The sequence below is a fragment of the Nostoc sp. CCY0012 genome, assembly GCF_963920855.1.
In the GTDB taxonomy this organism is placed as follows: Bacteria; Cyanobacteriota; Cyanobacteriia; order Cyanobacteriales; family Nostocaceae; genus Cyanocohniella.
This window is the reverse complement of sequence record NZ_CAWUDM010000046.1, coordinates 24580-50332: the sequence shown is the minus strand read 5'-3', so window position 1 is coordinate 50332 and position 25753 is coordinate 24580. Positions and strand designations below refer to the sequence as shown.

The window sequence follows — 25753 nt, the reverse complement described above, 5'->3', positions numbered from 1 at the left end:
CAGTGCTTCTGTGTACCGCTCCATTAAAAGATAAGTTTCACCCCGACGTGCGATCGCCCATTGATAATTGGGGTCAAGTTGAATAGCACGGTCAAAGTCTGGCAGTGCTTCTGTGTACCGCTCCATTAAAAGATAAGTTTCACCCCGACGTGCGATCACCCATTGATCATTGGGGTCAAGTTGAATAGCACGGTCAAAGTCTGACAGTGCTTCTGTGTAACGTTCCATTAAAAGATAAGTTTCACCCCGATTTGCGATTGCCCAATCATCATGGGGGTCAAGTTCAATAGCGCGGTCAAAGTCTGACAGTGCTTTTGTGTACCGCTCCATTAAAAGATATGTCAAACCTCGACGTGCGATCGCCCAATCATCATTGGGGTCAAGTTGAATCGCGCGGTCAAAGTCTGACAGTGCTTCTGTGTACCGCTCCATTAAAAGATATGTCAAACCCCGACGTGCGATCGCCCATTGATCATTGAGGTCAAGTTGAATCGCACGGTCAAAGTCTGGCAGTGCTTCTGTGTAACGCTCCATTCGACGGTAAGTTTCACCCCGACGTGTGATCGCCAATTTGTCATTGGCGTCAAGTTGAATCGCACGGTCAAAGTCTTGCAATGCTTCTGTGTAACGCTCCATTAAAAAATATGTAAAACCCCGACGTGAGATCGCCCACTTGTAGTTGGGGTCAAGTTCAATGGCACGGTCAAAATTTGGCAGTGCTTCTGTATACCGCTCCATTAAAATATGTGTCAAACCCCGACCTGCGCTCGCCAATTTGTCATTGGGGTCAAGTTGAATCGCACGGTCAAAGTCTTGCAGTGCTTCTGTGTACCGCTCCATTAAGCGATAAATCCCGCCACGACGTGAGATCGCCCATTGATCATTGGGGTTAAGTTGAATCGCACGGTCAAAGTCTGGCAGTGCTTCTGCGTAACGCTCCATTAAACAATATGTCTCGCCGCGAAGTGTGATCGCCCAGTCATATTTGGGGTCAAGTTCAATGGCACGGTCAAAGTCTGGCAGTGCTTCTGTGTACCGCTCCATTAAATGATAAGTCACTCCTCGATTTGCGATCGCCCGTTTATCATTGGGGTCAAGTTGAATAGCACAGTCAAAGTCTGGCAGTGCTTCTGTGTAGCGCTCCATTCGACGGTAAGTTTCACCCCGACGTGCGATCGCCCATTGATTATTGGGGTCAAGTTGAATAGCACGGTCAAAGTCTGGCAGTGCTTCTGTGTAGCGCTCCATTAAATGATAAGTTTCACCCCGAAGTGCGATCGCCAATTTGTCATTGGGGTCAAGTTGAATAGCACGGTCAAAGTCTTGCAGTGCTTCAGGATAGCGCTCCATTAAGTGATAAGTCACTCCTCGCCAACTCAAAGCTGTGGGTTGCCATTTTTCCTGAATCCTGGAATCCTTTAGTAGTGCGGTAAACATCTCAGTAGCAATTTCACAGCGTTCTTCTTCAAAAGCTTTTAACCCATTAACTAGCCGTTCACCCCAACTTTGAACTTCTCCAGAATCTGTATCTTTACCTGCTTGTAGCATCACTTCTGCCCACTGTTCAGCAAAAGTGCGTTTATTTTTGAGAGCAGCAAGAAATTCATTTAAAGCTACAGGTAAACTTCTTTGTGGCAATTGACATAAGCCGTGGTACAACACATTTAAAGTGTGACTTTGCCAATCAAGGTCGCGCTGTTTTTTTTCTTCCTCTAGTTGCAGCTCATTCCGTAGGGTGTCGTAATAATCTGCTAACTTGCCATGTAGGTCAGTCCAAGCTTGGGGCGATGAAAGACGCTTGTAGCGTAACATTTGCGTTTTGACGACATCATGATAAGCCCAGCCATCAGTACGCTCATTGACAAATGATGTTTCTTTCAGCCAAGCAAATAGTTCATCAGCTTCTGCTTCCCCTCTCAACTTAGCTACAACATCCCGGTTCAAACAACGAGGAATAGCGGCATCAAGAGCCACTTGACGATGCTTAGGATTATCAATCCATTTTAAAAACCGTTCTACAGCATTGCTGCTAGGCTCAATTACCTGATCAGGATCATCGGGATGAGCATCAGCTAACATTCCCACCAGTAGAGGTAAATTTCCCGAAAGGCGTAAAATCACGTCAACAACGCGACTATCAGTAATGCCTTTGCGTGTGAGATATTGCTTGGCTTCTTCTTCTGTAAAGGCTTCTAGAGGGAAACGAACCATTAACCCTTCATAATGCGCCCAAAGATTTTTATCTAATTCCTGCCGACCAGCAATGATGATTAATATATTGGGAGGCACATCACCATGACGACCTTCCAAAATTTCTTGTAACCAACTATCAAGAAACTCTCCAGTGCGTTCATAGGTATCAAAAAACAGGGAAATAGTAGTTTTCTCAGCAATCTTAAAAATATCTTGTAAAAATAGTGGGGTCAGTACCTCCACAGGTTCCTGAACTAAACGCACCTCGTCTTTATTTGTTAATTTCTTCGCAATATAAGAAAACCATTCTCCGCCTTGGGAAACCAAAGTATCCTCATCTACAAAATCGAATACAGCACCACCAACCGGAACCCGACGCGCCAACTTCACACCAGTTTTCACAACGGTTTTGCCCACAAAAGCCGAAAAACCTTGGGGAGCCTCTGGATCAGTTTCTAATTCTTGGCGCTTTTGGCGGTAAACTTTGTAGCGTTCGGCAAACTGCGTTAGTTTGTGTCCTTGTCGTTCCAACTCCTCAGCCAAGCGACCCATAACTTCAGGAACACTTTTTTCGGCTTCATCAATATAAGCTGTGATGATTTTTGTATCTTCTACTATTTTGCGAAACTGACGTAACAGCGTACTTTTACCTACCCCACCCTGACCCCAAACATTAAACAAAAAACGACGGCTTTCATCTTCTAAGGATAATCCCAGATTTTGGCGAAATTGTTTTACCTGGTCTTCACGACCCACAAAACCTGACTGCTGTCGCTGTTTGAGAATATCTTGTAAACTCTTGGGTTTATTGTGCGGGTTAATCACCGGATTTTGTTTTGATGTGCTAACACCTACAGGATAGCTACTAAATACGCAAGTTGTATTACAGAATTTACTTAATTAAAAAAGTTCAAAAATTTATTTCTATAGCAGGTAACAGGCTTGAAAGACTTTAATTGTAAAGATTTCATTATCAGCTTTTATCCTAAGTTGCCCAGCGATCGCTATACCAGCGTCACAAGTCTAAAATATTACATAAAAATAATAATTGTGGGGTGGGCGTCCTCGCCCGCCCAAACAGAAAATGATCATGCACACATTGATTTGTGTCAATCCACCACTATTGCAGCGAAATTAAATGCAGTTTTGCCACCATCTCGCTACGAGCTGAAACTCCTAATTTGCGAAACATCCGTTTTAAGGCTTGCTTGACAGAATTTTGGGTAATCCACAGTTTTCCACCAATTTCGGCATTAGTTAACCCCTGTGCGACTAACTCGGCAATTTCTAACTCCCGCGCGGTGAGAGGACTAGCTAACTGAGAATTAGATATTTTGGGGGGTTTTGCTCGTAAAGTTGCTAGTTTTGCTGATAAATGAATGCACAAGGCGCTTAAATCAGCTAAATCATTAGCATCAAAAGGGGGATTACCCTTATCCCTTGCTAAGTTGAGTGTGCCTACAAGTCTACCATCGCAAACAATCGGCCCGGTCATTACGTGTTCATGGTCATGGCGTGAGCAAAAATTTTTCCAATCTCCTGGGGATAATACTGATTGTTCATGGGCGGGAGCGTGACGTTCAACCACATAGCGCCCAACGGGATTGCTTTCCATACAGACTGCGGGAATAGCCTGGGGATAAATATCAGCTGTTGGTTTTTCATCGAGGAGATAAATCCCCCAATGTTGCACGCCAAAATGTTCGCTAATTTTATCCGTCAGAGCTAGTCTTAATTCTGACTCATTGCGGACATTAGCGATCGCTTGAAATACGGCGTGAAGAAAATTAGGCATAAGTGTACCCACTTGGGGACTATGCGGAGCTTCAGAATACTCTTATGCTAATACCAGCAAAGATAAAAAGCTAATAGAATTAGTCAAGCTAGGAGAAGCATATGACAGTAACAAAACTCTCTGCTCAGGAACTTTTCCGGGCTGCTTATGAGAACCGTTACACTTGGGACAAGAGTTTCCCAGGTTATAGCGCAGATATTACCTATAAATATGACGACAAGGTACTTACTGGTAAAGTGGTCATCGACGCTAACCTGAAGGCGGAAGTATTGGACGTAGATGACGAGCAAGCAAAAAAATCAATTCATGGACAAGCGTGGGAAATAGCTATTCACCGCGTCCGTCGCAGCTTTGAAGAAACCCATAGTACCAATACTTTTAGCTATGGCGACACTGACGAAACCGGTGCCACGGAGATTTTAGTTGGTGGTAAGTCAGAAGGTGATAAATACAAAGTCCGCAATAATGAAGTTTGCCACGTTCACCGTTTAATTCACGGTACTTTTGTGACAATTAACACATTCAGCAGTCACGATACAGGGGCAGGTTATCTATCCCATACTTATGACTCTGTGTATCATGACCCCAAAACTGGGGAACAAAAAGGTGGTAGAAGTGAGTTTACCGATGAATATGAAAAAGTTGGTGAATATTCCATTTTGAATCGTCGGGAGATTCGCACTGAAGCAGCAGGCAAAATATCTGTTCAAGAATTTGTGTTCTCTAACATTCAATTGTTAGAACCTGTTGCAGCTTAAGCTAAAACTTAAAGCTTCAAATAAAAGCGATCGCACTTCGTACATGGGAGGCGATCGCTTTCATTTTATCGTTACTTGATAACGATGCTATTGATTATTGATGCGGATAATCTATGCAGGAATTAACACTGTATCAATAACGTGAATGACACCGTTATCAGCAGCGACATCGGGTGTTGCAACATTAGCATCATTGATTTTGACACCATTGGAAGCGTCAATATTCACTTTGCTGCCTTCAACAGTAGTCGCTGACTTCATCTTAACTACGTCGGCTGCCAATACTTTACCTGAAACAACATGATAAGTCAGGATTTTCTTAAGCTTAGGAATGTCCTTGAGTAATGCATCTACTGTACCTGCGGGTAGTTTAGCAAATGCTTCATCAGTAGGAGCAAAAACGGTAAATGGGCCGGAACCTTTGAGGGTATCCACTAAACCAGCAGCTTTGACAGCAGCAACTAATGTGTTAAATGAACCAGCGTTTACGGCGGTATCAACAATGTCAGCCATGTTTTTAATTAACTTTTTTACATTTCATTACAAACCTAAACGTTTCTTAAATATAAAGACTCTATCTAAAGACATAAGTCTCATCCATAGGCATTATACTGGGCATTATATACACACAACGCCCAGTTAAAAATACTTATCTCAAATAATTTATCGATCAGCTCATAAAATCTCTATGGGCCGCTACAAGCATCTGAGCCTGCCTTAAAACATTGCCAAATAAATAAGTAGGAATCTGCCAAGCTGCAACAGTCACTTCTTTAGTAATGTCTTGGACGCTAATTGCGATTAATTCATGATCTGGTGGCTCTCCCTCAACTGCACCAGACCAAGTAAAAGCTAACAAGAAATCATCATATCCAGGTAAAGATGCAACTAAGCACTCTTCTGGTACTGCTTGACAATTAATCCCGTATTCATTGGCCAATGCTATTAATTTTTGATAATTATTTAAATTTGTCATTTGTCTTTGGCGTTGCTATAACAACAGCTACTATCAAATTTCCTTAAGTAGTGAAGATTCAAGTTTCTGCCGAGAATTTAAGTTCGTCAAGTGGAATTTTACTGCAAATGCTTAGTTCCATTAGCAACAATTACTACAGTTTTTCAACGTTTTATTTGATTTTATTTTTCAACGCATAAGTTCACACAAACGGACGCAGGGGTTTAATGAAAGCTTTATACTTTGTGGTTGAAAAAATTGAGATGTTCTTTTTTATTAAATATTGTTTTGAAAAATGTATTAAAAGGGATTGATATGTATATATATGTTGCTTGATAGTTGGCATTAAGCAAGTTACTTTAGATACTTCATCACACAAAAAATTCCGCCCATGCGCCTGACTTCATTGGATGTGTTTCGCGGTATTACCATTGCTGGCATGATTCTTGTCAACATGGCAGGAGTTGCAGGGGATGTCTATCCGCCCTTAGCTCATGCTGATTGGCACGGTTGCACACCCACAGATTTGGTATTTCCTTTCTTCTTATTTATTGTCGGTGTAGCCATGACTTTTTCTTTGGCAAAGTATACCGAAGTCAACAAACCCACATCAGACGTTTACTGGCGTATCTTGCGCCGCGCCGCCATACTTTTTGCCTTGGGGTTAATACTAAATGGCTTTTGGAATCAGGGTATTTGGACTTTTGATTTAAGCAATATCCGCATCATGGGAGTGTTACAGAGAATCAGTCTGACATATCTGTTTGCCTCCCTCATAGTCCTTAACCTACCTCGTAAAGGGCAATGGATACTGGCAGGTATATTAATCATCGGCTACTGGCTAATGATGATGTATGTCCCAGTTCCCGATTATGGTGCAGGTGTACTGACGCGGGAAGGTAACTTTGGCGCTTATATTGACCGCTTAATTATTCCGCAGGTTCACTTGTACGCAGGTGACGGGTATAAAAATTTAGGAGATCCAGAGGGACTATTTAGCACCATTCCCGCCGTCGTTAGTGTCCTGGCTGGCTACTTTACAGGGCAATGGATACGCAATCAGCCAGTCAAATCTCGCACAAGTTTAGGGTTATTATTATTTGGGATTGGTTGCTTAATTCTTGGTTGGGCGTGGGGTTGGACATTCCCCATCAACAAGAAATTATGGACAAGTTCCTATGTTGTCTTTAGCAGTGGTTGGGCATTACTATTACTAGCAGCTTGCTATGAACTCATCGAAGTGCGGCTAATACGACGCTGGGGTAAGCCTTTTGAAGTGATGGGCTTAAATGCGATCGCACTGTTCACTGCATCGGTTTTATTAATTAAAATCTTAGTTAGAACCAAGATCGGCACGGGTGAAAATGCAATAACCACCTACAATTGGATTTACCAAAATATTTTCGCATCTTGGGCAGGTACTTTCAACGGCTCATTCTTATTCGCCCTAGTAACAGTTTTATTCTGGTTAGCAATTGCTTATCTAATGTATTGCCAACGCTGGTTTCTCAAAGTTTAAACTCTGCGCGACGCCACTTGCTACAAGTCGGGGAACCCGCCCAACGCAGTGGCTCCTCTGCGTGAAATTTAAAGTCACATCCTCACTATATTCAAAAGAAATCTATATCTTTTGCTGCCTGTTGGGTATCGCTATTGCTCCACCCAACCTACAAATTTTGGATCTTATTTAATCCTCAATCCTTACCAATTTCGCCAGCCACCTTGGGATGCAACTTCACTATTAGACTTCAGTCCATGATTTTGCAATAGTAACTGATATTCTGTACTGCTTGACCAACGGTCAATTTCTTTGGCTCGCAGTACTGGTACTGGATGACTTAACTGCGCTGTACGGGCTTCTTTGACCATTTCACCCAATTCAGTCTTACTAATATCATCGTAAGCGCGAGCTTGGTCAACGAAGGCATCTAAATTAAGTTGCGGTGCTAAAGTGGGTGAACCACCCGCCAACTTCATTAATACCGACATTACAACTTTAGGATCTTGAGTGGCTAACAATGCAGCGCGATCGCAGGTAAACTCAGCACAGCGTACCCATTCTAAAAGTTGTGATTGTATGGCTTGAGCCAGAAAAGCTCCCACATTAGGCACAATGGACGCAGCTAACACCAATAAGTTTACAGGTGTGAGATAGACACTATGGTCACACTTGAGATGCCCCAACTCATGGGCAATTACTGCCTGTAATTCCGCTGGTGTGAGGATATCAACTAAAGAAGTGTGTAGCACAATAAACGGCTGCTTACCCCGCATAGCAAAAGTGTAAGCATTAGGCGCCGGATGTTGGCGGATATACAACTGAGGAGGCTCTATATCGAGAATTTTGCAGGCTTCTAACAATAATTTGTATAAATCCGGCAATTGATTTTCACCCACCAGTACACTAGCGGCAATATTTTCCACATAAAAAACTTGTTCGGCCATTGGCCCGAGCCAATTTCGCACCATCATATCCAAGCCTGGTATTTGCTTCAAAGATTTGGTAGCTTCCAGGTCTAATGGATGACGAAACGAGTCAGCTTTTAAACCGATTAATGGAGTTTTAAACAAGGACATGATGTAGCAAGCTGGAAAAACAAAATATCAACAGCCTCCCACAGACAGTATAACGAGATTATTCATGAGATATTGGCGACTGGAGAAGCTAGAGGTTAGAGGCTAGAGTAATTTCTATCCCCTAATCCCTAGCCCCTATTCCCTAACTATGTCGAAATTGATGCCGGGTTAGAAGCTAATTCTGCATTTGCTGGCACATCGCCCACACGCAGAATTTTTGCTCCCAATTTTTCTAATTTCATATCAATTCGATCATAGCCACGATCAAGGTGGTGTAAGCCCTGAACTGTAGTTTGCCCTTCGGCTGCCAGTCCGGCTAAAACTAACGCTGCTGATGCTCGTAAGTCTGTACCTATTACTGGTGCGCCAGATAACATTGGGACTCCCCGGATGAAGGCAGTGTTACCTTTTACCCGAATATCTGCTCCCAAGCGATTAAGCTCGGAGGCATGACGCAAGCGGTTTTCAAAGACAGATTCGTTAATTAAACTGTCTCCTTCTGCTAAGGAGAGCAAGGCCATAAATGGAGCTTGCATATCCGTAGGAAAGCCTGGATGGGGTAGGGTTTCAATATCCCTAGCCTTGAGCGTTTCTGCTGGGAGGACGCGTAAGCAATCTGGTGCATCCTCAATGATGGTCACGCCAATTTCCCGCAGCTTGGCAAGGACTGGGATTAAATGGTCTGGTAATACTGGCGACAAGCTAATTTCCGAACGGGTGATGGCTCCAGCTACTAAGAACGTACCTGCTTCAATGCGATCGGGAATGATGCTGTAATCAACAGAGTGTAATTTAGGCACACCAACAATAGTAATTGTACTAGTGCCAGCACCCTGAATTTTAGCTCCCATAGCATTACAGAAATTTGCCAGATCAGTTACTTCTGGTTCCCGCGCTGCGTTTTCGATGATAGTTTCGCCATCTGCAAGAGTGGCAGCCATCATCAAAGTTTCGGTTGCTCCCACACTGGGGCTATCTAGGTAAATTTTGGCTCCTTGTAATCGGCCATTACTCCCTGGAATATAAGCATTACAAATGCCATGTTCAATCTGCACTTCAGCTCCCATTGCTTGCAGTCCGCGGACATGCAAATCAACTGGTCTAGCACCAATGGCACAACCTCCTGGTAATGGCATTTGTGCTACTCCTAGGCGCGCCAAAATTGCCCCAATGGCAAAAAAACTTGCCCGTAATTGGGTCACTAATTCGTAGGGAGCTTTTGATGTAGTAATTTCGCTGGCATTGATGTCTAAAATGTCCCCTTGTCTTGTTAAGCGCAAACCTAAAGCTGATAAAACCTGACCCATCCGCTCTACATCGGCTAATAAAGGCACATTGCGGATGCGACAGTCTCCTGAACACAACAAAGCCCCAGCCATGATTACCAAGGCTGAATTTTTGGCTCCGCTAATTTTCACATGCCCCTGCAAACGATGCCCACCCAATATTTGCAAGACTGAGGAGTCTGCTTCAGGAGAAAGCTTGGCATCTGGTAAGCTGCTAGAAGGATTAATAAGCCTACCTCCAAAAAAAATACGTAATTTTATAGGTTAGAAGTTGGTTTCGATTCTACAGTAAAGAATTGGTTTGTCTACATTTTGTCTTCACATCTTGCACAAATAAATTTCCTTTTAGATGTGCTTTGTAAGCTGTAAGCCATCTATAGCAAGCTTTATGAGCATTTTACAATTCCAATTCTGATGAATGTTCAAGTATACCCCTTAGGCGCAAATTAATACACAGTGATCTAGGATTTGGCAAATGAAACAGATGAGGGAGAAATGCCCAAATAACTTGACAAATATAAATTATTAAGCAACAATGATAAATTGTCGATAAACATTGACAATGCCAGCGGAACTGGCGGAATGGCAGACGCGCTAGATTCAGGTTCTAGTGCCGCAAGGCTTCCGGGTTCAAGTCCCGGGTTCCGCATAGGGATTTTAGATTAATCCAAAATTTAAAATCAAAATTGTGTTAACTAGTTTACAAAATTCCCTAGTCAAACAAATTCGTAAACTGCACTCTACCAAGGAGCGCCATAAGCAGCAATTATGTTTACTGGAAGGAACGCATTTGTTGCAGGAAGCTTGCGCGGTAAATTACCCACTTGTAACAGTGTGTTGTACTCCCCAGTGGCAAACTACACATGATTCACTGTGGGATGAGGCTTGTCGCCGTTGCGATCGCGCGGAAATTGTTAGCGAAGAAGTTTTGGCGGCCATGGCTACGACAATACAGCCAGATGGTGTAATTGCCACAGCTAAACGAGTTAATCAGCAAATTAAATTACCTACTACTGGTTTAGTCCTTGCCTTAGAAACTATCCAAGACCCTGGTAATTTAGGCACAATGATTCGTACAGCTGCGGCGGCTGGTGCTACGGGTTTATGGTTGAGTGGCGATAGTGTAGATTTAGATAGTCCAAAGGTGTTACGGGCTTCTGCTGGACAGTGGTTTCGCTTACCAATGGCGGTGACTGAAGATTTAACAGCCACAGTAAAACAAAGTCAACAAGCCGGTATGCAGGTAATAGCCACCTTACCGACGGCAGATTTAACTTACTGGGATGTGGACTGGCGAAAACCTAGTTTAATTTTATTGGGCAATGAAGGGGCTGGTTTGTCGGCAGATTTAGCCGCAATGGCAGACAAACAAGTGAAAATTCCTCTGAGTCCAGGAGTAGAATCATTGAATGTGGCGATCGCAGCTGCTTTAATGTTGTACGAAGCTCAACGACAATATAATTTGTAATTACTATCAACAGTGAGAAGTTAAGTTGTTATTTTGTCTTTTTGTCAAGATATTCTTCAATATCAGCAACTGCATCCTCTAAAGCCGCTAAATCAATGACTGTCAAATCTTCCACAAGTTCGACTTCATTTTTACTCTCATTGCGAACTGGGGGAGTCCCTTGATCTTCATCTAAATTTTCTTGCAAGATATCCTCTAATTGCTCAAGGGATTTCTGAAACTCTTGATCTGCGGCTTGGCGGGGTTTGTGCTGATTTTGCTCCATAATGATAAATATTGATGTAAAAATTCTGATTTACTAGCGTAATCTTGACAGCTATTCTACAGACGCAAATTTTGTATTATATATAACATTAAATTTGTGTTTAGCTGCAAATAGCCAATCACACTGTATCAACTCTACACATTAAACCGCTGGACGGCAAAGTCAGGCAATATCGGTAGTAGGTTGGTATGAACACTACTGATAAAACTAGCTGTTATCGCTCTTTGACAACGAGGAAATTCATCAAAAATGTTACTACATTTAAGCACTTGGCAGGAAATAGAAACTTATCTCCAGCAGTCTCAGGGCATGATTTTTCCCATTGGTTCCACAGAGCAACATGGCCCCACCGGATTAATTGGTACTGATGCCATTTGTGCCGAAGCGATCGCTCGTGGTGTGGGTGAAGCAACTCAAGCCCTAATTGGCCCGACAATCAATGTTGGCATGGCATTACACCATACTGCCTTTCCTGGTAGCATCAGTCTGCGTCCCAGCACTATGATTCAGGTAGTAAGAGACTACATTACTTGTCTTGCCAAAGTTGGTTTTACCAAGTTCTATTTTATTAATGGACATGGTGGTAACATTGCCACCCTCAAAGCTGCCTTTTCGGAAACCTATGCTCACCTAGAAGATTTACAGATTGCTAATGCTCCAAAGGTACAATGTCAAGTTGCTAATTGGTTTATGTGCAGTTCTGTATATAAACTTGCTAAAGAATTATACGGTGATCAAGAAGGCTCCCATGCCACACCCAGTGAAGTAGCACTTACCCAGTATGTGTATCCAGAATCCATTAAGCAAGCACCCCTCTCACCAGAAGTGGCTAGTGGACACAAGATTTATAGTGCAACTAACTTCCGCATCCGTTACCCAGATGGACGGATGGGATCAAATCCTGGTTTAGCAACCCCAGAACATGGTAAGCAGTTCTATGACTTGGCAGTAAAAGAACTCAGCGATGGATATCGGGAATTTTTAACCGCAGAATAAATATTCTCCAAATACAGAGACGTAAAAATTGCGTCTCTACTTCTATTTTTTTACCCAAAATATTCTGTAGTGAGATTCTCTAGGAATTACTTTTTGACAAAGTAGCAACAACAGTTAAAAAAGAAATTTCATCAGTATAATACTGTTGTGATATCTGCTATGTTGGCAGGATAACTATACCAGTGACTCACTTAGATAACTTGGTTTTAGATTAAGAAAAGGTTAACAATATCCCTTTCTCAAGCCTATTAATTAGGGTGACATCTTAAACAATATGGCTACAAAAAGCAAGAATCGAGAAACACTCATACTGGTGCTAGCTCTATTGATCACTAGTGGAGTTCTAGGATTAGCTTTGTGGTACTTCCAACTGTTTCCGAAAGTAATCCAAAATACTGGATCTCCTAATCAAATCAATAACGAGCAATCTTCTGATTCTCAACCTCAGCCAATTCAAAGTTTTAATCTAGCAAGTTTAGACACAAGTTTGCCCAATCCCAATGTTCTCACCATAGATGGCAGTGTTACCATCATTACTTTAGTCAAGCAACTTCAGATTGCCCATAACGTGGCGAATCCTTACTTACCCACAACCTACGGCTTACCAGATGGTAGACCTAACGGTACTAATGCCGGACTAAAAAATCTTATTGATGGCAAAGTATTAATGGCAGCTAGTTCACGTCCTCTCAATTCCAGCGAATTACAAGCCGGACTTGTGGGTGTACCCATCGCTCGTGATGCTTTAGCTGTAGCTGTAGGTATTAACAATCCCTATCAAGGGGAATTAACGATAGAGCAATTGCGGGGAATTTTTCAAGGACAAATAACTGACTGGTCAGAAGTAGGGGGCCCGAAATTACCCATAAAAGTTATTAACCGTTCTCGTGACAGTGGTACGCGGACATTTTTTCAAGAGGCTGTACTTTCAGGACAACCTTTTGCACCCGATGGCGGTAACTTTAGCACGGTGGAACAAGATGAAACCACACCTATATTACGTGCTTTAGGAAATGATGGTATCAGTTATAGCACTGTTACTCAAATTGAAAACCAAAAAACAGTGCGGATTATTCCTATTAATGGCATATCTCCCACAGATAAAATTGCAGTTGAGAATGGGACTTATCCCATTAGCCGAGTTGTTTATCTTGCAGTACCTAGAAAAACTAGTCCTGCCGTCAAGCAATTTGCTGATTTGGCTAAATCTCCTCCAGGACAACAAGCTATTCAACGAGCTGGCTTTATTCCCTTGCAATAGAAAACTTTATTTTCCAGCTTTCGATTTTATCTAACACCGGAGAAAGTCAGGGAAAAATCTCCAAAATCATTCATATAGACGATGACAATATCATAAATGAGGGAAATAATGCATCTATATTTTAATTCCATCTGCCTACAGAGAGTTTCGCAAACTTAGCGACTATCTGTAGACTGGTTGTATCGATCCAATTGAAGTAGAATCATGACCGACCACAACACACTGGCATCACGTCTTTATCCCACACGTATTGATATTCCTGCTGAAGCACGAGTACAAATCGTGGTAACTCTCAATAAAACATTGGCAGCTACCGCAGATTTGAAAACCCAGACAAAGCAAGCTCATTGGAACGTTAAGGGAACTGATTTCTTTCAGTTACACGAATTATTTGATGAAATGGCTGGTGAATTAGAAGCGTATATTGATATGGTCGCTGAACGCGTCACCGCTTTGGGTGGATATGCTTTAGGAACAGCGCGCGCTGCGGCTAGCAATTCTATCTTGCCAGAATATCCCTTTGATATTTTAGAGGGTATAGAGCATGTGACAGCTTTGGCCGATCGCTTTGCACTCTACGCTAAACATCTTAGAGAAGCCATCGACAAAACAGATAATTTAGGTGATGCTGATACCGCAGACCTTTACACCGAAATTTCCCGCACCATTGATAAGCGACTTTGGTTCCTAGAGGCCCATCTGCAAGTATCAGAAATCAAGGGTGAGAATGGCAAAACAAGTACTACAGCATCAAAATCAGCTGTTCTCAGATAAATATTTGAGTGATCCAACTGAATAGTATCTTTTTGGTAAGTACGTCACTTTTAAGTGCGTACTTTTCATTTTATGTATATATACTTTACTATTAAAACAGTTCATAAATAAGTCTCAAAGAAATAAATTAAAGATTATGTAACCACACCAAACGAATAAATTTTCAATGGGTATCTTGCGCTGTAATGTAAGTGATTACACATATCATGCAAGTACTAAATCCGCTTTTCATAAAAATTGAATTAGTTGATATTTAAGTCAGCCAAAATTATAAAAATAGTGTTTTTCAACTTGCAAACTTAACACTAACGAGGTAACTTTATGTCTCAAAATACAATTAACTATCTAATTCACGATCGCAACGCTCGTGGTCATGCTCAATTTGGCTGGCTCGATAGTTACCATACATTTTCCTTTGGTAGTTTTTACGATCCCAATCGCATGGGATTTCGCTCTCTGCGGGTAATCAACGATGATCGCATCGCCCCTGGAGCCGGATTTCCAACCCACAGTCATCGTGATATGGAAATCCTCACTTATGTGTTGTCAGGTGCTGTAGAGCATAAAGACAGTTTGGGTACAGGGTCAGTAATTCGCCCTGGTGATGCTCAAATTATGAGTGCGGGTACGGGAATCGCCCACAGTGAATTTAATCCCTCACCAACTGAACCTTTACACCTACTGCAAATCTGGATTTTGCCAGACAAGCAAGGGTTAGCACCTAGATATGAACAAAAGTCATTTTCTCCAGAAGAAAAGCGCGGTCAACTACGCTTAATTGCTGCTAAAGATGGGCGTGATGGTGCAGTGACAATTTACCAAGATGTTGATTTGTATGCATCTATTTTGGCACAGGGTGATGTTGTCAATTATCATGTCAAACCTACTCGTTATGCGTGGTTACAAATAGCTGAAGGTGTCGCCACCTTAAATGGCGAGGAACTCAGAGCCGGTGATGGAGTGCAAATTAGTGGTGAAGAAAAACTGCAAATCAGCAGCGAAATTGGTACGGAATTTTTACTGTTTGATTTGGGTTGATCGAAATTAGGGATTAGGGATGAGAGACAAAATTAATATCTCCCCAGTCCCTAGTCCCTAACTTTTCACGATATCTGAAAAACCTATCTCCTGCGAGGAGGAGCAACTGCGTTGCGCGGGTTCCCCGGGTTATAGCAAGTGGCGTTAGAGACTTTGAATTTCTGGTTTGGAAGTTAGATTTTCGTGGACTTTTCCACATGACGTGAAAAGTCAGATCAGATTTGCCTTTCTTCATTTGGCGATCTCCTCGCCTGAAGCCTTCCAACCTGCAAAGCTAGGTGGAAAACCCTGGACATTATCATAATTAAGCAGATGCAACGTCATCACCCCCATAGAAGAACGATAGCCAGTAGAACAGTACATCACCACAGGGCGATCGCTAGGAATTTTACTTAAATTACGAGCTAGCGTTCGGAGCGGAATATTGGTTGCGCCAGGGATATGACCAGACCGATACTCTGATGGCTCCCGCACATCAACTAATAACGGCTGACGGTTTGCCATCAAACTTTTTAGGTCTTCAACCTTACCAATCGTGTAATATCCTGATGGTATTGACATGAGATACTGATCTACGGCTGATTCCAATTTAGGAAATCCTTTGTGATCTGACGGAATATCAGTTTCAGCCATTGAGTTTGATGAGGTGGAAATTTCCGATGCCATCAAGTTTTGTTGAATGCTTAAAAAGAAACAGAACGACAAAACAATTCCAAGCAGTAGAGTTTGGATTGACTTTTTAAACTTCATAAATTTATCCTAAAATAAGTAGCATTAGGTGTTTTAACTAAGGGCGATCGCAATACTTTTCGGGTTTTGGGGGAAAGGTGAAAGAGTTTGAATTTACGCTGCACCATTCTTCATCATTTGGCTCAAAATCTTTTGCACAATTTGCACCCCTGTCACCGCTTGCCAGCCAAACAATCCCAACAGAATAAGGTTCAGCGAAACGTGGACGCTGCGAACCCAGTCATGCTTCTGCATAAACGGAACCAACGCCGCAGAAGTAGAAATCAACCCCACCATCCCTAAGCCAGCAAATAGATGGGGGCCAATCACAATCTTGCCACTGTTTAGATAGGTCATGGTTATTCCTCCGATCGCACCTATTACCATCAGCGCCAGAAGTATGGAGCCAATTTGGTGATGGCGGATGGCGAATCGACCTTTGACCAGTTCTTTCTTGATATCTCCGTCTGCCAGCCTCGTTCGTCGGACTTGCACACCCAAGTACATGGCATAGAGCGCAACGACCAGCAATATCCACATGGTAATGGGGTGAAAAAAGCTGAGATAGGGCTTGAGAACTGCTAAATTTTCTGAACTCATAATGGATATTTCCAAATTAGCTATGAAGAATTAATCACAAAAAAAGTATGCCATCCTGTTGTTTGAAATCATGTTTGAATACTGGATAAACTGTATGAATTGTACTAAAAACATATAAATGTTGATATTAAAAATTCCCAGCTATTTAAGGGCTATAATACAAGAGAAGACAAGAAAAAATGCAATCATTTTAGAGTTGCTTCTTGCATAATTGCATCAAGATTTTTGCAGCCATTCAAGATTTTCCCAAGGGTTTTGTAGCCCATTTAATATTGGAGATTACAGTTATGAAAACGAATGTTGGCTCGTTAGATCGTCTGATCCGTCTGTTGTTAGCTTCAGTATTGTTTTATCTAGGACTGTTCCCTTACAGCAGTACAGGATTGGGTATTGGTCTTGTTGTTGCGGGTAGCGTATTGCTGGTGACAGCTTTAGTAGGATTTTGCGGTCTTTATCGCCTCTTGGGAATTCATACCAGCCAGATCAACAATCAACTTTAGGGACTTTCAAAAAATAAATTATCCATCTTGTGGAGTATCCTGCCCGCCCTGAATATGTGATACCAATTCACTAAAATCATGAAACAGATCCAAATTCAGAAACTCTTGCAAAATATGAATTTCTTAATTTTGAATTTTGAATTGGTATGACAGGTGTTCGCGTAGCAGCACGTAAGGCGGACACCCATCTCATAAGAGAATTTGGGATGTTTTTTATTTGTCAGTCTCTTAAAGGGATTCACTCATCAATTTTTAAGGAGATCCATAATGGACAATAGTATTCCACTCGAAAGTCCATCCCTATCAAGACGGCAACTACTCAACTTTATTACCGGAGCAACTGTTGCTGCTACAGCTGGTGCTGCGCTCTATCCTGCTGGCAAATTCTTTATTGCTCCAGGCGAAAAAACGGGAGCAGGGGGTGCTATTTTTGCTAAAGATATTCTAGGGAAACAAATCCCAGCCTCGCAAATTCTGGCTGAACCGCCCCAAACCCGCGCCCTGGTTGCAGGTTTGGCAGGAGAACCCACCTATCTGATTGTCAAAGAAGATCACACCCTAGATCATATCGGGCTTGTGGATAACTGCACTCACCTTGGTTGTACCTTCCCCTGGAACCCCCTAGATCAGCAGTTTCAATGTCCTTGTCATGGTTCGCGCTATGCCCCTGATGGGTCGGTGGTGCGTGGCCCTGCTCCTCTACCGCTTAAGATTGTCCAGGTTGCAGTGATCGATAACAGCATTTTGATCTCGCCTTGGACGGAAACTGATCCTCGCACTGGAAAGACGCCCTGGTGGCCCCTAGCCTCCCTTTAGCTACACTAGAACTTGACAACAAGTAATCTAGCAGCAGCAAATACAGGATGTCTAAAAAGCGTAATTCACCAGACCCTATCGAGCTTTTTCCGTCGCACACTCCCTATAGTTCAGAAAACTGGCAAGAAAGAGTTGCACAGGTGGGGTATCGCTTTAACCGACAGTATCAAAAGCAAGACTTGGAATTACCAGCAGAATTACAAGAAATGCCCATATACCAAGAATGGGTTTCTGGTCTTTTGTCTGGGAGAATTGTTTCTCCTTTTTGGGAAATTGCTCAACCTAAAAAGAACCAGCACTGTTTAGATATTGGCTGTGGTGTTAGCTTGTTAATCTATCCTTGGCGGGATTGGCAAGCATATTTTTATGGGCAAGAAATTAGTACTGTAGCCAGAGATACCCTCAATTCCCGTGGGCCGCAGTTAAATTCTAAGCTATTTAAAGGTGTAGAGTTGGGGCCTGCTCATCAATTAAACTACTCGGCTGACCAATTTGACTTAGCGATCGCTACAGGTTTTAGTTGCTACTTTCCCCTAAAATATTGGAGTGCTGTCTTGGTAGAAGTCAAACGGGTATTGAAACCAGATGGACATTTTGTGTTTGACATCCTCAATCCCCAACAGCCTTTAGCAGAAGATTGGGCCGTGCTAGAAACATATTTGGGTGCTGAGGTGTTTCTAGAACCTGTAGCTGAGTGGGAAAAAATCATCAAAGCTAGTGGCGCCAAAATAATAGGACGGCAATCAGGGGAATTATTTGATTTATATAAGGTCAGGTTTTGATTGGGCGTGTTTTCCAACTTGTTGTATCTAGGACTTACGCACTCGCTACGAAAATTAAAGCTTTGAGATTGCTTCCCTACGGTCGCAATGACGAAAATACGCGGTTGGTTACGTAAATCCTGGTATCCTCAAAAAATCAGCGATCGCATGGTATCGATGCACGGAAGATACTTAAGCAATTTTGCCACGTTACTAACTTCTGGAGAAGGTTGAAAACACGCCCTAGCCCCTAGTTACATCAACCTGTATTTCTCATCCCGGCAGCAATACCGTTAATTGTTAACAGTGCGCCTCGTAATAACTCACCTTTGCTATAACGAGAGTGAATTACACCAGAAGTAGCAGTAATATTACGGGATTGGCGCAGACGTTTAAGGAGGGAAACTTGGATAAATCCTAAAGGTACAATTGTGCCATTACGTAACTGTACCGAACGTTGTAATACAGGATCACCATCCAACAGCCGCTGATGTCCAGTAATTTTTAAGACTAAATCCCTGGTGAGATAAAATTCATTAGCAATTTGCTCAAAAACTTTTTCTAGTCGGTCTTTATCTTCAGGATTCCCTAGTTCTTCCACATAGTGATGTGCCATTTGCATATCTACTTTGGCTAAGGTCATTTCTGCCTTGGAAATCACCATTTTGAAGAAGGGCCATTTCAAATAAAAATAGCGTAGCAATGTCAGGTGTTCTTCTGGTTCTTCATTTAAGAATCCTTGTAATGCTGTGCCGATACCATACCAAGAAGGTAGTAAAACCCTGGTTTGTGTCCAACTAAATACCCAAGGAATGGCGCGCAGGCTGCTTAAATCTTTTTTCCCAGAAGGACGGCGTGCGGGACGGGAACTAATTTGTAGCTGGCTAATTTCTTCAATGGGGGTGACTTGGTGGAAAAAGTCGATAAAATCTGGTTGCTCGTAAATCAGATTACGATAATGTTGCCGCGATCGCACTGCTAATTCTTCCATAATCTCATTCCAAGGTTCGATATCATCAAACCCTGTTCGCAGCAGACTAGCTTGAATTACAGCCGTGGTGATGGTTTCTAGATTATACAAAGCCAAATCCAGCAACGAATATTTGGAAGCTAACACTTCTCCTTGTTCAGTAATCTTGATGCGCCCATTAATACTGTGTCCTGGTTGGGCTAAGATTGCCTCGTAAGCTGGGCCGCCTCCACGTCCTACTGAACCACCTCGTCCGTGGAAAATGCGTAAACTCAAACCATAGTCTTCGGCAATTGTCTGGAGTGATTTTTGGGCTTTATGGATTTCCCAGTTACTACTTAAAAAACCAGAGTCTTTGTTACTGTCAGAATACCCCAGCATTACTTCCTGTAAATTAGGGATGAGAGGGGAAGCTGTGGTGGGGATCTGTGGTAAGGAATTATCTTGGCTGGCGTTAATTGCTGCGTAGCCACCTGCTAACAAAGCCCGATATAAGGGTAGTTCAAACAACTGCCGCATGACGCTACGGGAGCGTTGCAAGTCTTCTACTGTCTCAAATAACGGTACAACTTGAATTGTGCCGACAGCAATAGCGGGGTCAAAAAGTCTGGCTTCTTTGGCTAATAGCAAAACTTCCAGGACATCGCTAACTTCACGGCACATACTAATAATGTAAGTTTGGCAGATGTTAACACCAAACTCTTGCTGTAGCGATCGCAAGACGCGGAAAGTTTGCACGACATCGTTGGTTTTTTCCGAAAATGGCAATTCTGCTGGAATTAATGGTCTACGGGTTTGCAATTCCCCAGTTAGCCAAGCAACTCGCTGTTCTTCTGATAGTTCGTTGTACGATTGGGGTAATACTTGCAGATATTCGAGAATTTCATTCAATGCATCGGAATGTCTGGTTGATTCTTGGCGGATATCCAACTGAGTCAAGTTAAAGTCAAAAATTTCTACTTGACAAATTAGCGTTTCTAACTCCCGACAGCTTAAACCCGTTTCGGTCAAGTTATGTTGAATCAACCGCAGTTCGGCCAAAAACTCTGACCCCGAACGATACAGGGGCTGGTCTTCGTTTTTGGGCGTTTCTCGATTATATAAAGCGATGTTGCGATCGCGGCTATTTTCCAATCGTCTGAGTACATATGCTAGTTTCAAACGATAGGGTTCCTGGCGATAACGCAACGCTAGGGCATCATACACATCACTCAACTGGGATTGATCGAGTTCTAAGGATTCTAGCAAGTCTGGTAAGACATCGCTCCAGTGCATCGATACACTCAATAATTCAATCAGCTGTTTCACTGAGCGAATATATCTTTCCAACACCATTTTGCGCTGATAGCAGGCTGTTTGCCAAGTGGTTTCTGGTGTGACTGATGGGTTCCCATCTCGATCTGAACCTACCCATGAGCCAAACGAGCAAAAGTTTTTTCTCGGCGGTTCTAACCAAGGAAATGTCTTACCTAAAGCATATTTGAGACGTTTATATAGTTGAGGAATGCCATCAAATAACACTTCTTGGAAGTAATGTAACGCATAATCTACTTCATCCAAGACCGTAGGCTTAAACTGGTGTAGTTCATCTGTCCGCCACCACAAGCGAATTTCTTCTAGCAATTGTTCGCGCAAGTCTGCTGCTTCCCAAGGATATCCGCCTAAGCTGCCATCGGCGCGATTTTCCACTTCGTCCAGCTTTTGGAGGAGGCTGACCACCTGCCGTTGTTTATCGCGGATGGTATGACGGACAATTTCTGTGGGGTGTGCTGTAAATACCAACCGCACATCTAGTTGGGCAATTAAGCGTTGAATTTGCTGGGGTGGTACATTCAGCTTGAAGAGATGGGGAAATAAGGTAGCAAAAGTACCTTTTTGTTTACCAATGGATTTGGTAACCCAACTTTGAGAAAACAGTTCTACTTCTATATTTTTGTTAACAATGGGATCATCTTCTTTTTGGTTGGAGGAATAAGTAACATTGGAGCGAGTTTCCTCCTGAATAATCGTTTCGGCTTCTCCCTCAGAATAGCGGGTTAATTGCTGCTGTTGTTCATATTCTTGCTCTATGATGTTAATCAACTGAAAATACAGGGCAAAGGCACGAGCCGCGCGAATTGCCTCGTTAATGTTCAATTGTTCAATTAACTTCACCGCAGATGAGGCTTGGTCGTTAGTCGTTTGTCCTTCTGGTGAACATAAATCGCGTAATTGGCGCAATAAATCCACCATTTGTTGACCGCATTCTTGTCGGAGTACTAATTCCCACAATTCCTCCACCACCTGGAGCCGATGACGCAAAAATAATTCCGACGCGGGGTAAAAATTCGCCGCATGAGACACAGAGTATAAAACAGAACCCATAATTTTTGCTCTGGTAAAGCCGATTAATGTTTACATCACATAACTTGGCATTAGCGATTGGGATTAATCATCTCAAATTCGCTAAAATTCCTGAAGTCTTTTAGGTTTTAAATATATTTGTTAAGTTAGATTGCTAAAATCGTTGTCTTCTGGGAAGGGGAGAATTGGTAGGCGATCGCCGCGAAACAATTCTTCACTAGCTTGTCCCATAGATTCTAGGGCTTTTACTGTGGCCTTTTCTGTGGTGAGCAGCAGTAGTATAGACGCTGTACCTATTTGTAAGAGGAAAGATTGGGGAATGCTAAACAAAACCAGATTTAATCCGGGGTTATGTGACGATTGTGGGGTAGTAGAAGTCATTGCTAATTTTTTGTGGTTGGCAAATGAGTGAAACGAAACGCGAAATTCAACATCTGTGAGAGTTTCCAGGACACAAATCTATCTTGGCCGATCTTGCCAGCCCAGAAGGTAACAAAATTGTTAAAAGAAAACGGCAAAGTGTGATAGACCTATGTTTCTAGTTTACAAGTCCTGAGTGCCTTTCTGAGTGCTGAAGCGTGTAGTGCGGCGTGAGCCGATTCTGATTGTTGAGTTCACATTTAAATGACCAATGACTAATGACTAATGAAAACAGTATTACTAGATAGTCAGCAATCTTTAGTGCAGTGGGTAAGCCAAGCAACAGGGATCAACTCTTTCGGGGTGAAAGTCCGGTTGCGGGGAAATGACCTACACATTTTGTGCGAAGGTTCAGAGTGTCCTCAACGCTGGCGCACCTTGTCTGACTTGCTTCATGCACTACAGCAAACAGATCTGGATCGGATTACAAGTAACGAACAACCCTCAATATACCAAGTATTTGTCTATGGGCGGAAGAAGGGGGAATATCGCCCCAAGTGGTGTCACCGGGTTTATTTAAACCAGCTAGAACGGCATCTAGAACAGGTAGAACAAGCCCTAGAAGATGCCGAAAAATCCGCTACTGTAGGCGGGGCGCTGATTGTTTCTAACGAAAGTTTGGCGCGTCGGGGAGATCCCAATGCCATCGCGCGTTATCTCAGCGAAACTCTCAGCCCTTTGGGTGTGTCCGTGCAGGTACAAACTCAACAGCAAAGCCCCAAAGAACCTAGTCAAGCTGTAGTCAACCGCCTGTGGATATTTTGCCAGTCTAGCTATAGCCCAGATTCATCGTTATTAGCCGAACCCATAGCTCAACAGTTGCGACATTTGAAGCTGTCTGGCTACCAAGATGCAGTAATTGTTTCCCAAGTTAGTGGTGAAACCGCATCAGATTGGCGGCTGAGAATAGACTTGCGTCCCCCAGAAGTGATGCTCAAGGACTGGGCTAGGTGGGGAGATGTCCAGGCGATCGCTCGGCTCTTAACTGAGTTATTGTCAGAGTTTAAAGTGGCTGTCCAAGCTTCTTTGAAAGAATCAACTTTACATATCTTTTGCACCCCAGCCTTTGACCCTTTAGAAACTGCACCAGCGCCAGATAAAGCCCAGTGTTTAAAAATAATTAGCCACCAATTAGAAAAAATCGCTCCCCAAGGCATACTGGCTGCGACTATTTACGGACAAAAAACCGCAGATAATCAACCAGCGTGGATTGACTGGCTGACTTTACCTGCTACAGAGCATCCAGCCTTGGCGCCTTTACCCTGGGAATTAGCCAGTGATGGTGATGAACCAGCCATTATTTTCTTACTAGAGCGCTTACTTAATTCTGACTTGGATTGGCGGTTAAAAACTGGCGGTCTGCGGGTACTGTTACTACGCAAAGGTGACTTGTTACACATTATGTGTGATGCACCCATTTGCCCAGCCCGTTCCCAAATAGCCCACAAAGTCACTCAGTTTTTGCGTCTGTTAAAACTTCCTGGCATTACGGGGGTACGTGTATACGGACGTCGCGCTGGTAACAAGGAACCCTTTTGGCATCACGGTGTAGATTTGACACAACGCCAACGTTTAGTTCCCGAAGCTACCCCAGAATTTGCAGCTACTTCTGAATACGTAAGTGAGCTTTTAAGCACCGAAACCAACGATCCAGTTTTACGCCCCGATTTAACTTCCGAGGAAGTACAAAATTTTGTTACCGAAGTAGCACGCGACTGGGCGACAACTGCAACTACTACAGCTAAAAAGTGGCTCATCGGAACGCAGATATTTACAGATAGTAGTCAAGAGATACCCCAAAACCCTGATCATCAAGGGCTGAAGATAGCTTTAGTCTGGGGTACCTTGGGCTTGTTACTCACCCTGCAAACCGATTGGATTTTGGGTTACATTACTAATCTTCCTGTTCCCAGTGCGCCCCAGACAGTTAGTGTTGCACCCGCATCTTTGGAAGAAGAAGCTTCATTAAATGCTGAAGTAGAACAGAGTCAAACAGCAGCATTTTTTACCAGCAGGCTGCAAAAACAATCGTCTTCCAGTCAAGGTAATGCATTTAATGCTTCTGGATTTACCCAAGGCGATGATGGACAACAGACAATTTTAAGGGCTGGGCCCCTGAAAGAGAAAGCCAACGCCGCAGCTATTTTATTAGCAGCGCGATCGCAAATGCCCAGTTTCAATTCCCGGCAATTGGACGAGCAACTAGCATTGTATAAACAGCGTGTTGCCAAAAACGGTAAACCCGCAGATGTTTTAATTATTGGTTCCTCCCGTGCTTTGAGGGGAATTGATCCGGCTGCACTGGCTAAAGCTGTAGCCCAGCAAGGTTATCCCCATCTGGATGTATTTAATTTTGGGGTGAACGGTGCGACAGCACAAGTCGTAGACTTGATTATTCGTCAAGTCCTAGAGCCATCAGAACTACCAAAACTGATTATTTGGGCCGACGGGGCCCGGGCTTTCAATAGTAATCGTGAAGATGTCACATTTAAGGCGATCGCTGCATCAGATGGTTACAGACAGGCATTACAAAAAGCATTAACTACTGCGAGTCAAGATGAATCACGGTCAAATTCTGACAATGGGGCGATTCAGCCACAAGCAGTACCAAAAACAGAAACTAATAGTTATCAAGCCGTAAATAAGTGGTTAAATCAGGCAGTAGCTAGTGTTTCCATGAGCTACAAAAACCGCGAGCAAGTGCAATCTTTATTGCATAAACAACTGCGATCGCTACCCTTATTTAACGAATCTCAGACTATGGCATCACAGCCCCAGTTAACCATAAATAATCCTGAACTAGAAACCCCCCAGCAGGCAGTTGATTTTGATGGTTTCCTGGCTTTATCTGTGCGTTTTAATCCTATACAACACTATCGTAAACACCCCAGAGTTGCCGGGAATTACGACAATGACTATAGATATTTTCAAGTAGAAGGTGAACAAAATGTTGCCTTGCAAGAAGTTTTGCAATTTACCCAATCTCGCAATATTTCTTTAGTCTTTGTCAATATGCCCCTAACTGCCGATTATTTAGATCCAGTACGTACAAACTATGAACAAGAATTTCAGCAACATATGTTATATCAAGCAACAAATCCCAACTTTATCTATAGAGACTTAAGCCAACTTTGGCCAAAAACCAATGATTACTTTTCTGACCCCAGCCACCTTAACCGCTTTGGTGCCTATGAAGTCTCGAAAAAGTTAGCTAATGACCCCATGATTGCTTGGCCGACGAAGTAAGA

23 protein-coding genes and 1 tRNA gene are annotated in these 25753 nt (G+C 42.8%); 13 read left to right on the top strand and 11 right to left on the bottom strand.

The window, feature by feature from the left end; all coding sequences use genetic code 11:
* Together ACM0OS_RS15140 and ACM0OS_RS15135 are read right to left on the bottom strand one after the other, a co-directional pair.
* Positions 1-3018: tetratricopeptide repeat protein (locus tag ACM0OS_RS15140; protein WP_414544016.1), on the bottom strand; the 3018-nt coding region annotated here is incomplete at its 3' end.
* Between the two features lie 295 nt (positions 3019-3313).
* Positions 3314-3988, bottom strand: a complete 675-nt coding sequence (locus ACM0OS_RS15135; protein ID WP_414544015.1) for a LuxR C-terminal-related transcriptional regulator — start codon at positions 3986-3988, stop codon at positions 3314-3316.
* Positions 3989-4089: 101 nt separating this feature from the next.
* Here ACM0OS_RS15135 and ACM0OS_RS15130 point away from each other — a divergent pair, with 101 nt between their 5' ends.
* The gene (locus ACM0OS_RS15130; protein ID WP_414544014.1) at positions 4090-4746 is read left to right on the top strand and encodes a DUF3386 domain-containing protein; all 657 of its coding nucleotides are present in this window, start codon (positions 4090-4092) and stop codon (positions 4744-4746) included.
* A gap of 111 nt (positions 4747-4857) precedes the next feature.
* On the opposite strand, the gene ACM0OS_RS15125 is transcribed toward ACM0OS_RS15130, so the two are convergent.
* Positions 4858-5259 (bottom strand): fasciclin domain-containing protein, encoded by a 402-nt coding sequence (locus ACM0OS_RS15125; RefSeq protein WP_414544013.1) that lies wholly within the window; start codon positions 5257-5259, stop codon positions 4858-4860.
* Between the two features lie 157 nt (positions 5260-5416).
* The gene (locus tag ACM0OS_RS15120; RefSeq protein ID WP_414544012.1) at positions 5417-5722 is read right to left on the bottom strand and encodes a hypothetical protein; all 306 of its coding nucleotides are present in this window, start codon (positions 5720-5722) and stop codon (positions 5417-5419) included.
* Positions 5723-6092: 370 nt separating this feature from the next.
* On the opposite strand from ACM0OS_RS15120, the gene ACM0OS_RS15115 reads away from it, so the two are divergent.
* Entirely contained in the window at positions 6093-7220 is a 1128-nt protein-coding gene (locus tag ACM0OS_RS15115; RefSeq protein WP_414544011.1) for an acyltransferase family protein, read from the top strand.
* A gap of 182 nt (positions 7221-7402) precedes the next feature.
* On the opposite strand, the gene ACM0OS_RS15110 is transcribed toward ACM0OS_RS15115, so the two are convergent.
* Complete coding sequence (locus ACM0OS_RS15110; protein WP_414544010.1) at positions 7403-8278, bottom strand: M48 family metallopeptidase; 876 nt, start codon at positions 8276-8278, stop codon at positions 7403-7405.
* A gap of 146 nt (positions 8279-8424) precedes the next feature.
* On the bottom strand, positions 8425-9792 hold the full coding sequence (gene murA / locus ACM0OS_RS15105; RefSeq protein WP_414544017.1) for a UDP-N-acetylglucosamine 1-carboxyvinyltransferase: 1368 nt from the start codon (positions 9790-9792) through the stop codon (positions 8425-8427).
* 340 nt (positions 9793-10132) lie between these two features.
* On the opposite strand from murA, the gene ACM0OS_RS15100 reads away from it, so the two are divergent.
* Positions 10133-10213: transfer RNA gene (locus tag ACM0OS_RS15100), tRNA-Leu, on the top strand.
* A gap of 39 nt (positions 10214-10252) precedes the next feature.
* Entirely contained in the window at positions 10253-11032 is a 780-nt protein-coding gene (locus ACM0OS_RS15095; RefSeq protein WP_414544009.1) for a TrmH family RNA methyltransferase, read from the top strand.
* 28 nt (positions 11033-11060) lie between these two features.
* Here the strand turns inward: ACM0OS_RS15095 and ACM0OS_RS15090 are convergent, their stop codons facing one another.
* Complete coding sequence (locus tag ACM0OS_RS15090) at positions 11061-11297, bottom strand: hypothetical protein (protein WP_414544008.1); 237 nt, start codon at positions 11295-11297, stop codon at positions 11061-11063.
* Between the two features lie 249 nt (positions 11298-11546).
* On the opposite strand from ACM0OS_RS15090, the gene ACM0OS_RS15085 reads away from it, so the two are divergent.
* The 4 genes from ACM0OS_RS15085 to ACM0OS_RS15070 all read left to right on the top strand — a co-directional run bounded on the left by ACM0OS_RS15085 (position 11547) and on the right by ACM0OS_RS15070 (position 15366).
* A complete protein-coding gene (locus ACM0OS_RS15085; protein ID WP_414544007.1) occupies positions 11547-12293 on the top strand; it encodes a creatininase family protein in 747 nt (248 codons plus the stop codon).
* Between the two features lie 274 nt (positions 12294-12567).
* The gene (locus ACM0OS_RS15080; protein WP_414544006.1) at positions 12568-13554 is read left to right on the top strand and encodes a phosphate ABC transporter substrate-binding protein; all 987 of its coding nucleotides are present in this window, start codon (positions 12568-12570) and stop codon (positions 13552-13554) included.
* Between the two features lie 204 nt (positions 13555-13758).
* Positions 13759-14328: a DNA starvation/stationary phase protection protein Dps gene (gene dps / locus ACM0OS_RS15075; RefSeq protein ID WP_414544005.1), complete on the top strand. Its 570-nt coding sequence runs from the start codon at positions 13759-13761 to the stop codon at positions 14326-14328.
* 321 nt (positions 14329-14649) lie between these two features.
* Entirely contained in the window at positions 14650-15366 is a 717-nt protein-coding gene (locus ACM0OS_RS15070) for a pirin family protein (protein WP_414544004.1), read from the top strand.
* 231 nt (positions 15367-15597) lie between these two features.
* On the opposite strand, the gene ACM0OS_RS15065 is transcribed toward ACM0OS_RS15070, so the two are convergent.
* Together ACM0OS_RS15065 and ACM0OS_RS15060 are read right to left on the bottom strand one after the other, a co-directional pair.
* Positions 15598-16032, bottom strand: a complete 435-nt coding sequence (locus ACM0OS_RS15065) for a rhodanese-like domain-containing protein (RefSeq protein ID WP_414544003.1) — start codon at positions 16030-16032, stop codon at positions 15598-15600.
* 177 nt (positions 16033-16209) lie between these two features.
* A complete protein-coding gene (locus tag ACM0OS_RS15060; protein WP_414544002.1) occupies positions 16210-16695 on the bottom strand; it encodes a DUF4079 domain-containing protein in 486 nt (161 codons plus the stop codon).
* 287 nt (positions 16696-16982) lie between these two features.
* Between ACM0OS_RS15060 and ACM0OS_RS15055 the strand changes: the two genes are divergently transcribed.
* The 4 genes from ACM0OS_RS15055 to ACM0OS_RS15040 all read left to right on the top strand — a co-directional run bounded on the left by ACM0OS_RS15055 (position 16983) and on the right by ACM0OS_RS15040 (position 19006).
* The gene (locus ACM0OS_RS15055; RefSeq protein ID WP_414544001.1) at positions 16983-17195 is read left to right on the top strand and encodes a DUF2892 domain-containing protein; all 213 of its coding nucleotides are present in this window, start codon (positions 16983-16985) and stop codon (positions 17193-17195) included.
* A 267-nt stretch (positions 17196-17462) separates the two neighbouring features.
* Positions 17463-18011, top strand: a complete 549-nt coding sequence (gene petC / locus ACM0OS_RS15050; protein ID WP_414544000.1) for a cytochrome b6-f complex iron-sulfur subunit — start codon at positions 17463-17465, stop codon at positions 18009-18011.
* Positions 18012-18058: 47 nt separating this feature from the next.
* Entirely contained in the window at positions 18059-18793 is a 735-nt protein-coding gene (locus ACM0OS_RS15045) for a class I SAM-dependent methyltransferase (protein WP_414543999.1), read from the top strand.
* 87 nt (positions 18794-18880) lie between these two features.
* Complete coding sequence (locus ACM0OS_RS15040; RefSeq protein WP_414543998.1) at positions 18881-19006, top strand: hypothetical protein; 126 nt, start codon at positions 18881-18883, stop codon at positions 19004-19006.
* Positions 19007-19031: 25 nt separating this feature from the next.
* Here ACM0OS_RS15040 and ppc read toward each other — a convergent pair whose 3' ends face one another.
* Complete coding sequence (gene ppc, locus ACM0OS_RS15035; RefSeq protein WP_414543997.1) at positions 19032-22106, bottom strand: phosphoenolpyruvate carboxylase; 3075 nt, start codon at positions 22104-22106, stop codon at positions 19032-19034.
* A 120-nt stretch (positions 22107-22226) separates the two neighbouring features.
* A complete protein-coding gene (locus ACM0OS_RS15030) occupies positions 22227-22466 on the bottom strand; it encodes a hypothetical protein (RefSeq protein ID WP_414543996.1) in 240 nt (79 codons plus the stop codon).
* A 264-nt stretch (positions 22467-22730) separates the two neighbouring features.
* Here ACM0OS_RS15030 and ACM0OS_RS15025 point away from each other — a divergent pair, with 264 nt between their 5' ends.
* Positions 22731-25751, top strand: a complete 3021-nt coding sequence (locus tag ACM0OS_RS15025) for a DUF1574 domain-containing protein (protein WP_414543995.1) — start codon at positions 22731-22733, stop codon at positions 25749-25751.
* Positions 25752-25753 lie beyond the last annotated feature (2 nt).

Bases quoted from the DNA above. Each gene is read 5' to 3' on its own strand.
- ACM0OS_RS15135 (WP_414544015.1), bottom strand. From the start codon at position 3,988: ATGCCTAATTTTCTTCACGCCGTATTTCAAGCGATCGCTAATGTCCGC.
- ACM0OS_RS15130 (WP_414544014.1), top strand. From the start codon at position 4,090: ATGACAGTAACAAAACTCTCTGCTCAGGAACTTTTCCGGGCTGCTTAT.
- ACM0OS_RS15125 (WP_414544013.1), bottom strand. From the start codon at position 5,259: ATGGCTGACATTGTTGATACCGCCGTAAACGCTGGTTCATTTAACACA.
- ACM0OS_RS15120 (WP_414544012.1), bottom strand. From the start codon at position 5,722: ATGACAAATTTAAATAATTATCAAAAATTAATAGCATTGGCCAATGAA.
- ACM0OS_RS15115 (WP_414544011.1), top strand. From the start codon at position 6,093: ATGCGCCTGACTTCATTGGATGTGTTTCGCGGTATTACCATTGCTGGC.
- ACM0OS_RS15110 (WP_414544010.1), bottom strand. From the start codon at position 8,278: ATGTCCTTGTTTAAAACTCCATTAATCGGTTTAAAAGCTGACTCGTTT.
- ACM0OS_RS15090 (WP_414544008.1), bottom strand. From the start codon at position 11,297: ATGGAGCAAAATCAGCACAAACCCCGCCAAGCCGCAGATCAAGAGTTT.
- ACM0OS_RS15085 (WP_414544007.1), top strand. From the start codon at position 11,547: ATGTTACTACATTTAAGCACTTGGCAGGAAATAGAAACTTATCTCCAG.
- ACM0OS_RS15080 (WP_414544006.1), top strand. From the start codon at position 12,568: ATGGCTACAAAAAGCAAGAATCGAGAAACACTCATACTGGTGCTAGCT.
- dps (WP_414544005.1), top strand. From the start codon at position 13,759: ATGACCGACCACAACACACTGGCATCACGTCTTTATCCCACACGTATT.
- ACM0OS_RS15070 (WP_414544004.1), top strand. From the start codon at position 14,650: ATGTCTCAAAATACAATTAACTATCTAATTCACGATCGCAACGCTCGT.
- ACM0OS_RS15065 (WP_414544003.1), bottom strand. From the start codon at position 16,032: ATGGCATCGGAAATTTCCACCTCATCAAACTCAATGGCTGAAACTGAT.
- ACM0OS_RS15060 (WP_414544002.1), bottom strand. From the start codon at position 16,695: ATGAGTTCAGAAAATTTAGCAGTTCTCAAGCCCTATCTCAGCTTTTTT.
- ACM0OS_RS15055 (WP_414544001.1), top strand. From the start codon at position 16,983: ATGAAAACGAATGTTGGCTCGTTAGATCGTCTGATCCGTCTGTTGTTA.
- petC (WP_414544000.1), top strand. From the start codon at position 17,463: ATGGACAATAGTATTCCACTCGAAAGTCCATCCCTATCAAGACGGCAA.
- ACM0OS_RS15045 (WP_414543999.1), top strand. From the start codon at position 18,059: ATGTCTAAAAAGCGTAATTCACCAGACCCTATCGAGCTTTTTCCGTCG.
- ACM0OS_RS15040 (WP_414543998.1), top strand. From the start codon at position 18,881: ATGACGAAAATACGCGGTTGGTTACGTAAATCCTGGTATCCTCAAAAA.
- ppc (WP_414543997.1), bottom strand. From the start codon at position 22,106: ATGGGTTCTGTTTTATACTCTGTGTCTCATGCGGCGAATTTTTACCCC.
- ACM0OS_RS15030 (WP_414543996.1), bottom strand. From the start codon at position 22,466: ATGACTTCTACTACCCCACAATCGTCACATAACCCCGGATTAAATCTG.
- ACM0OS_RS15025 (WP_414543995.1), top strand. From the start codon at position 22,731: ATGAAAACAGTATTACTAGATAGTCAGCAATCTTTAGTGCAGTGGGTA.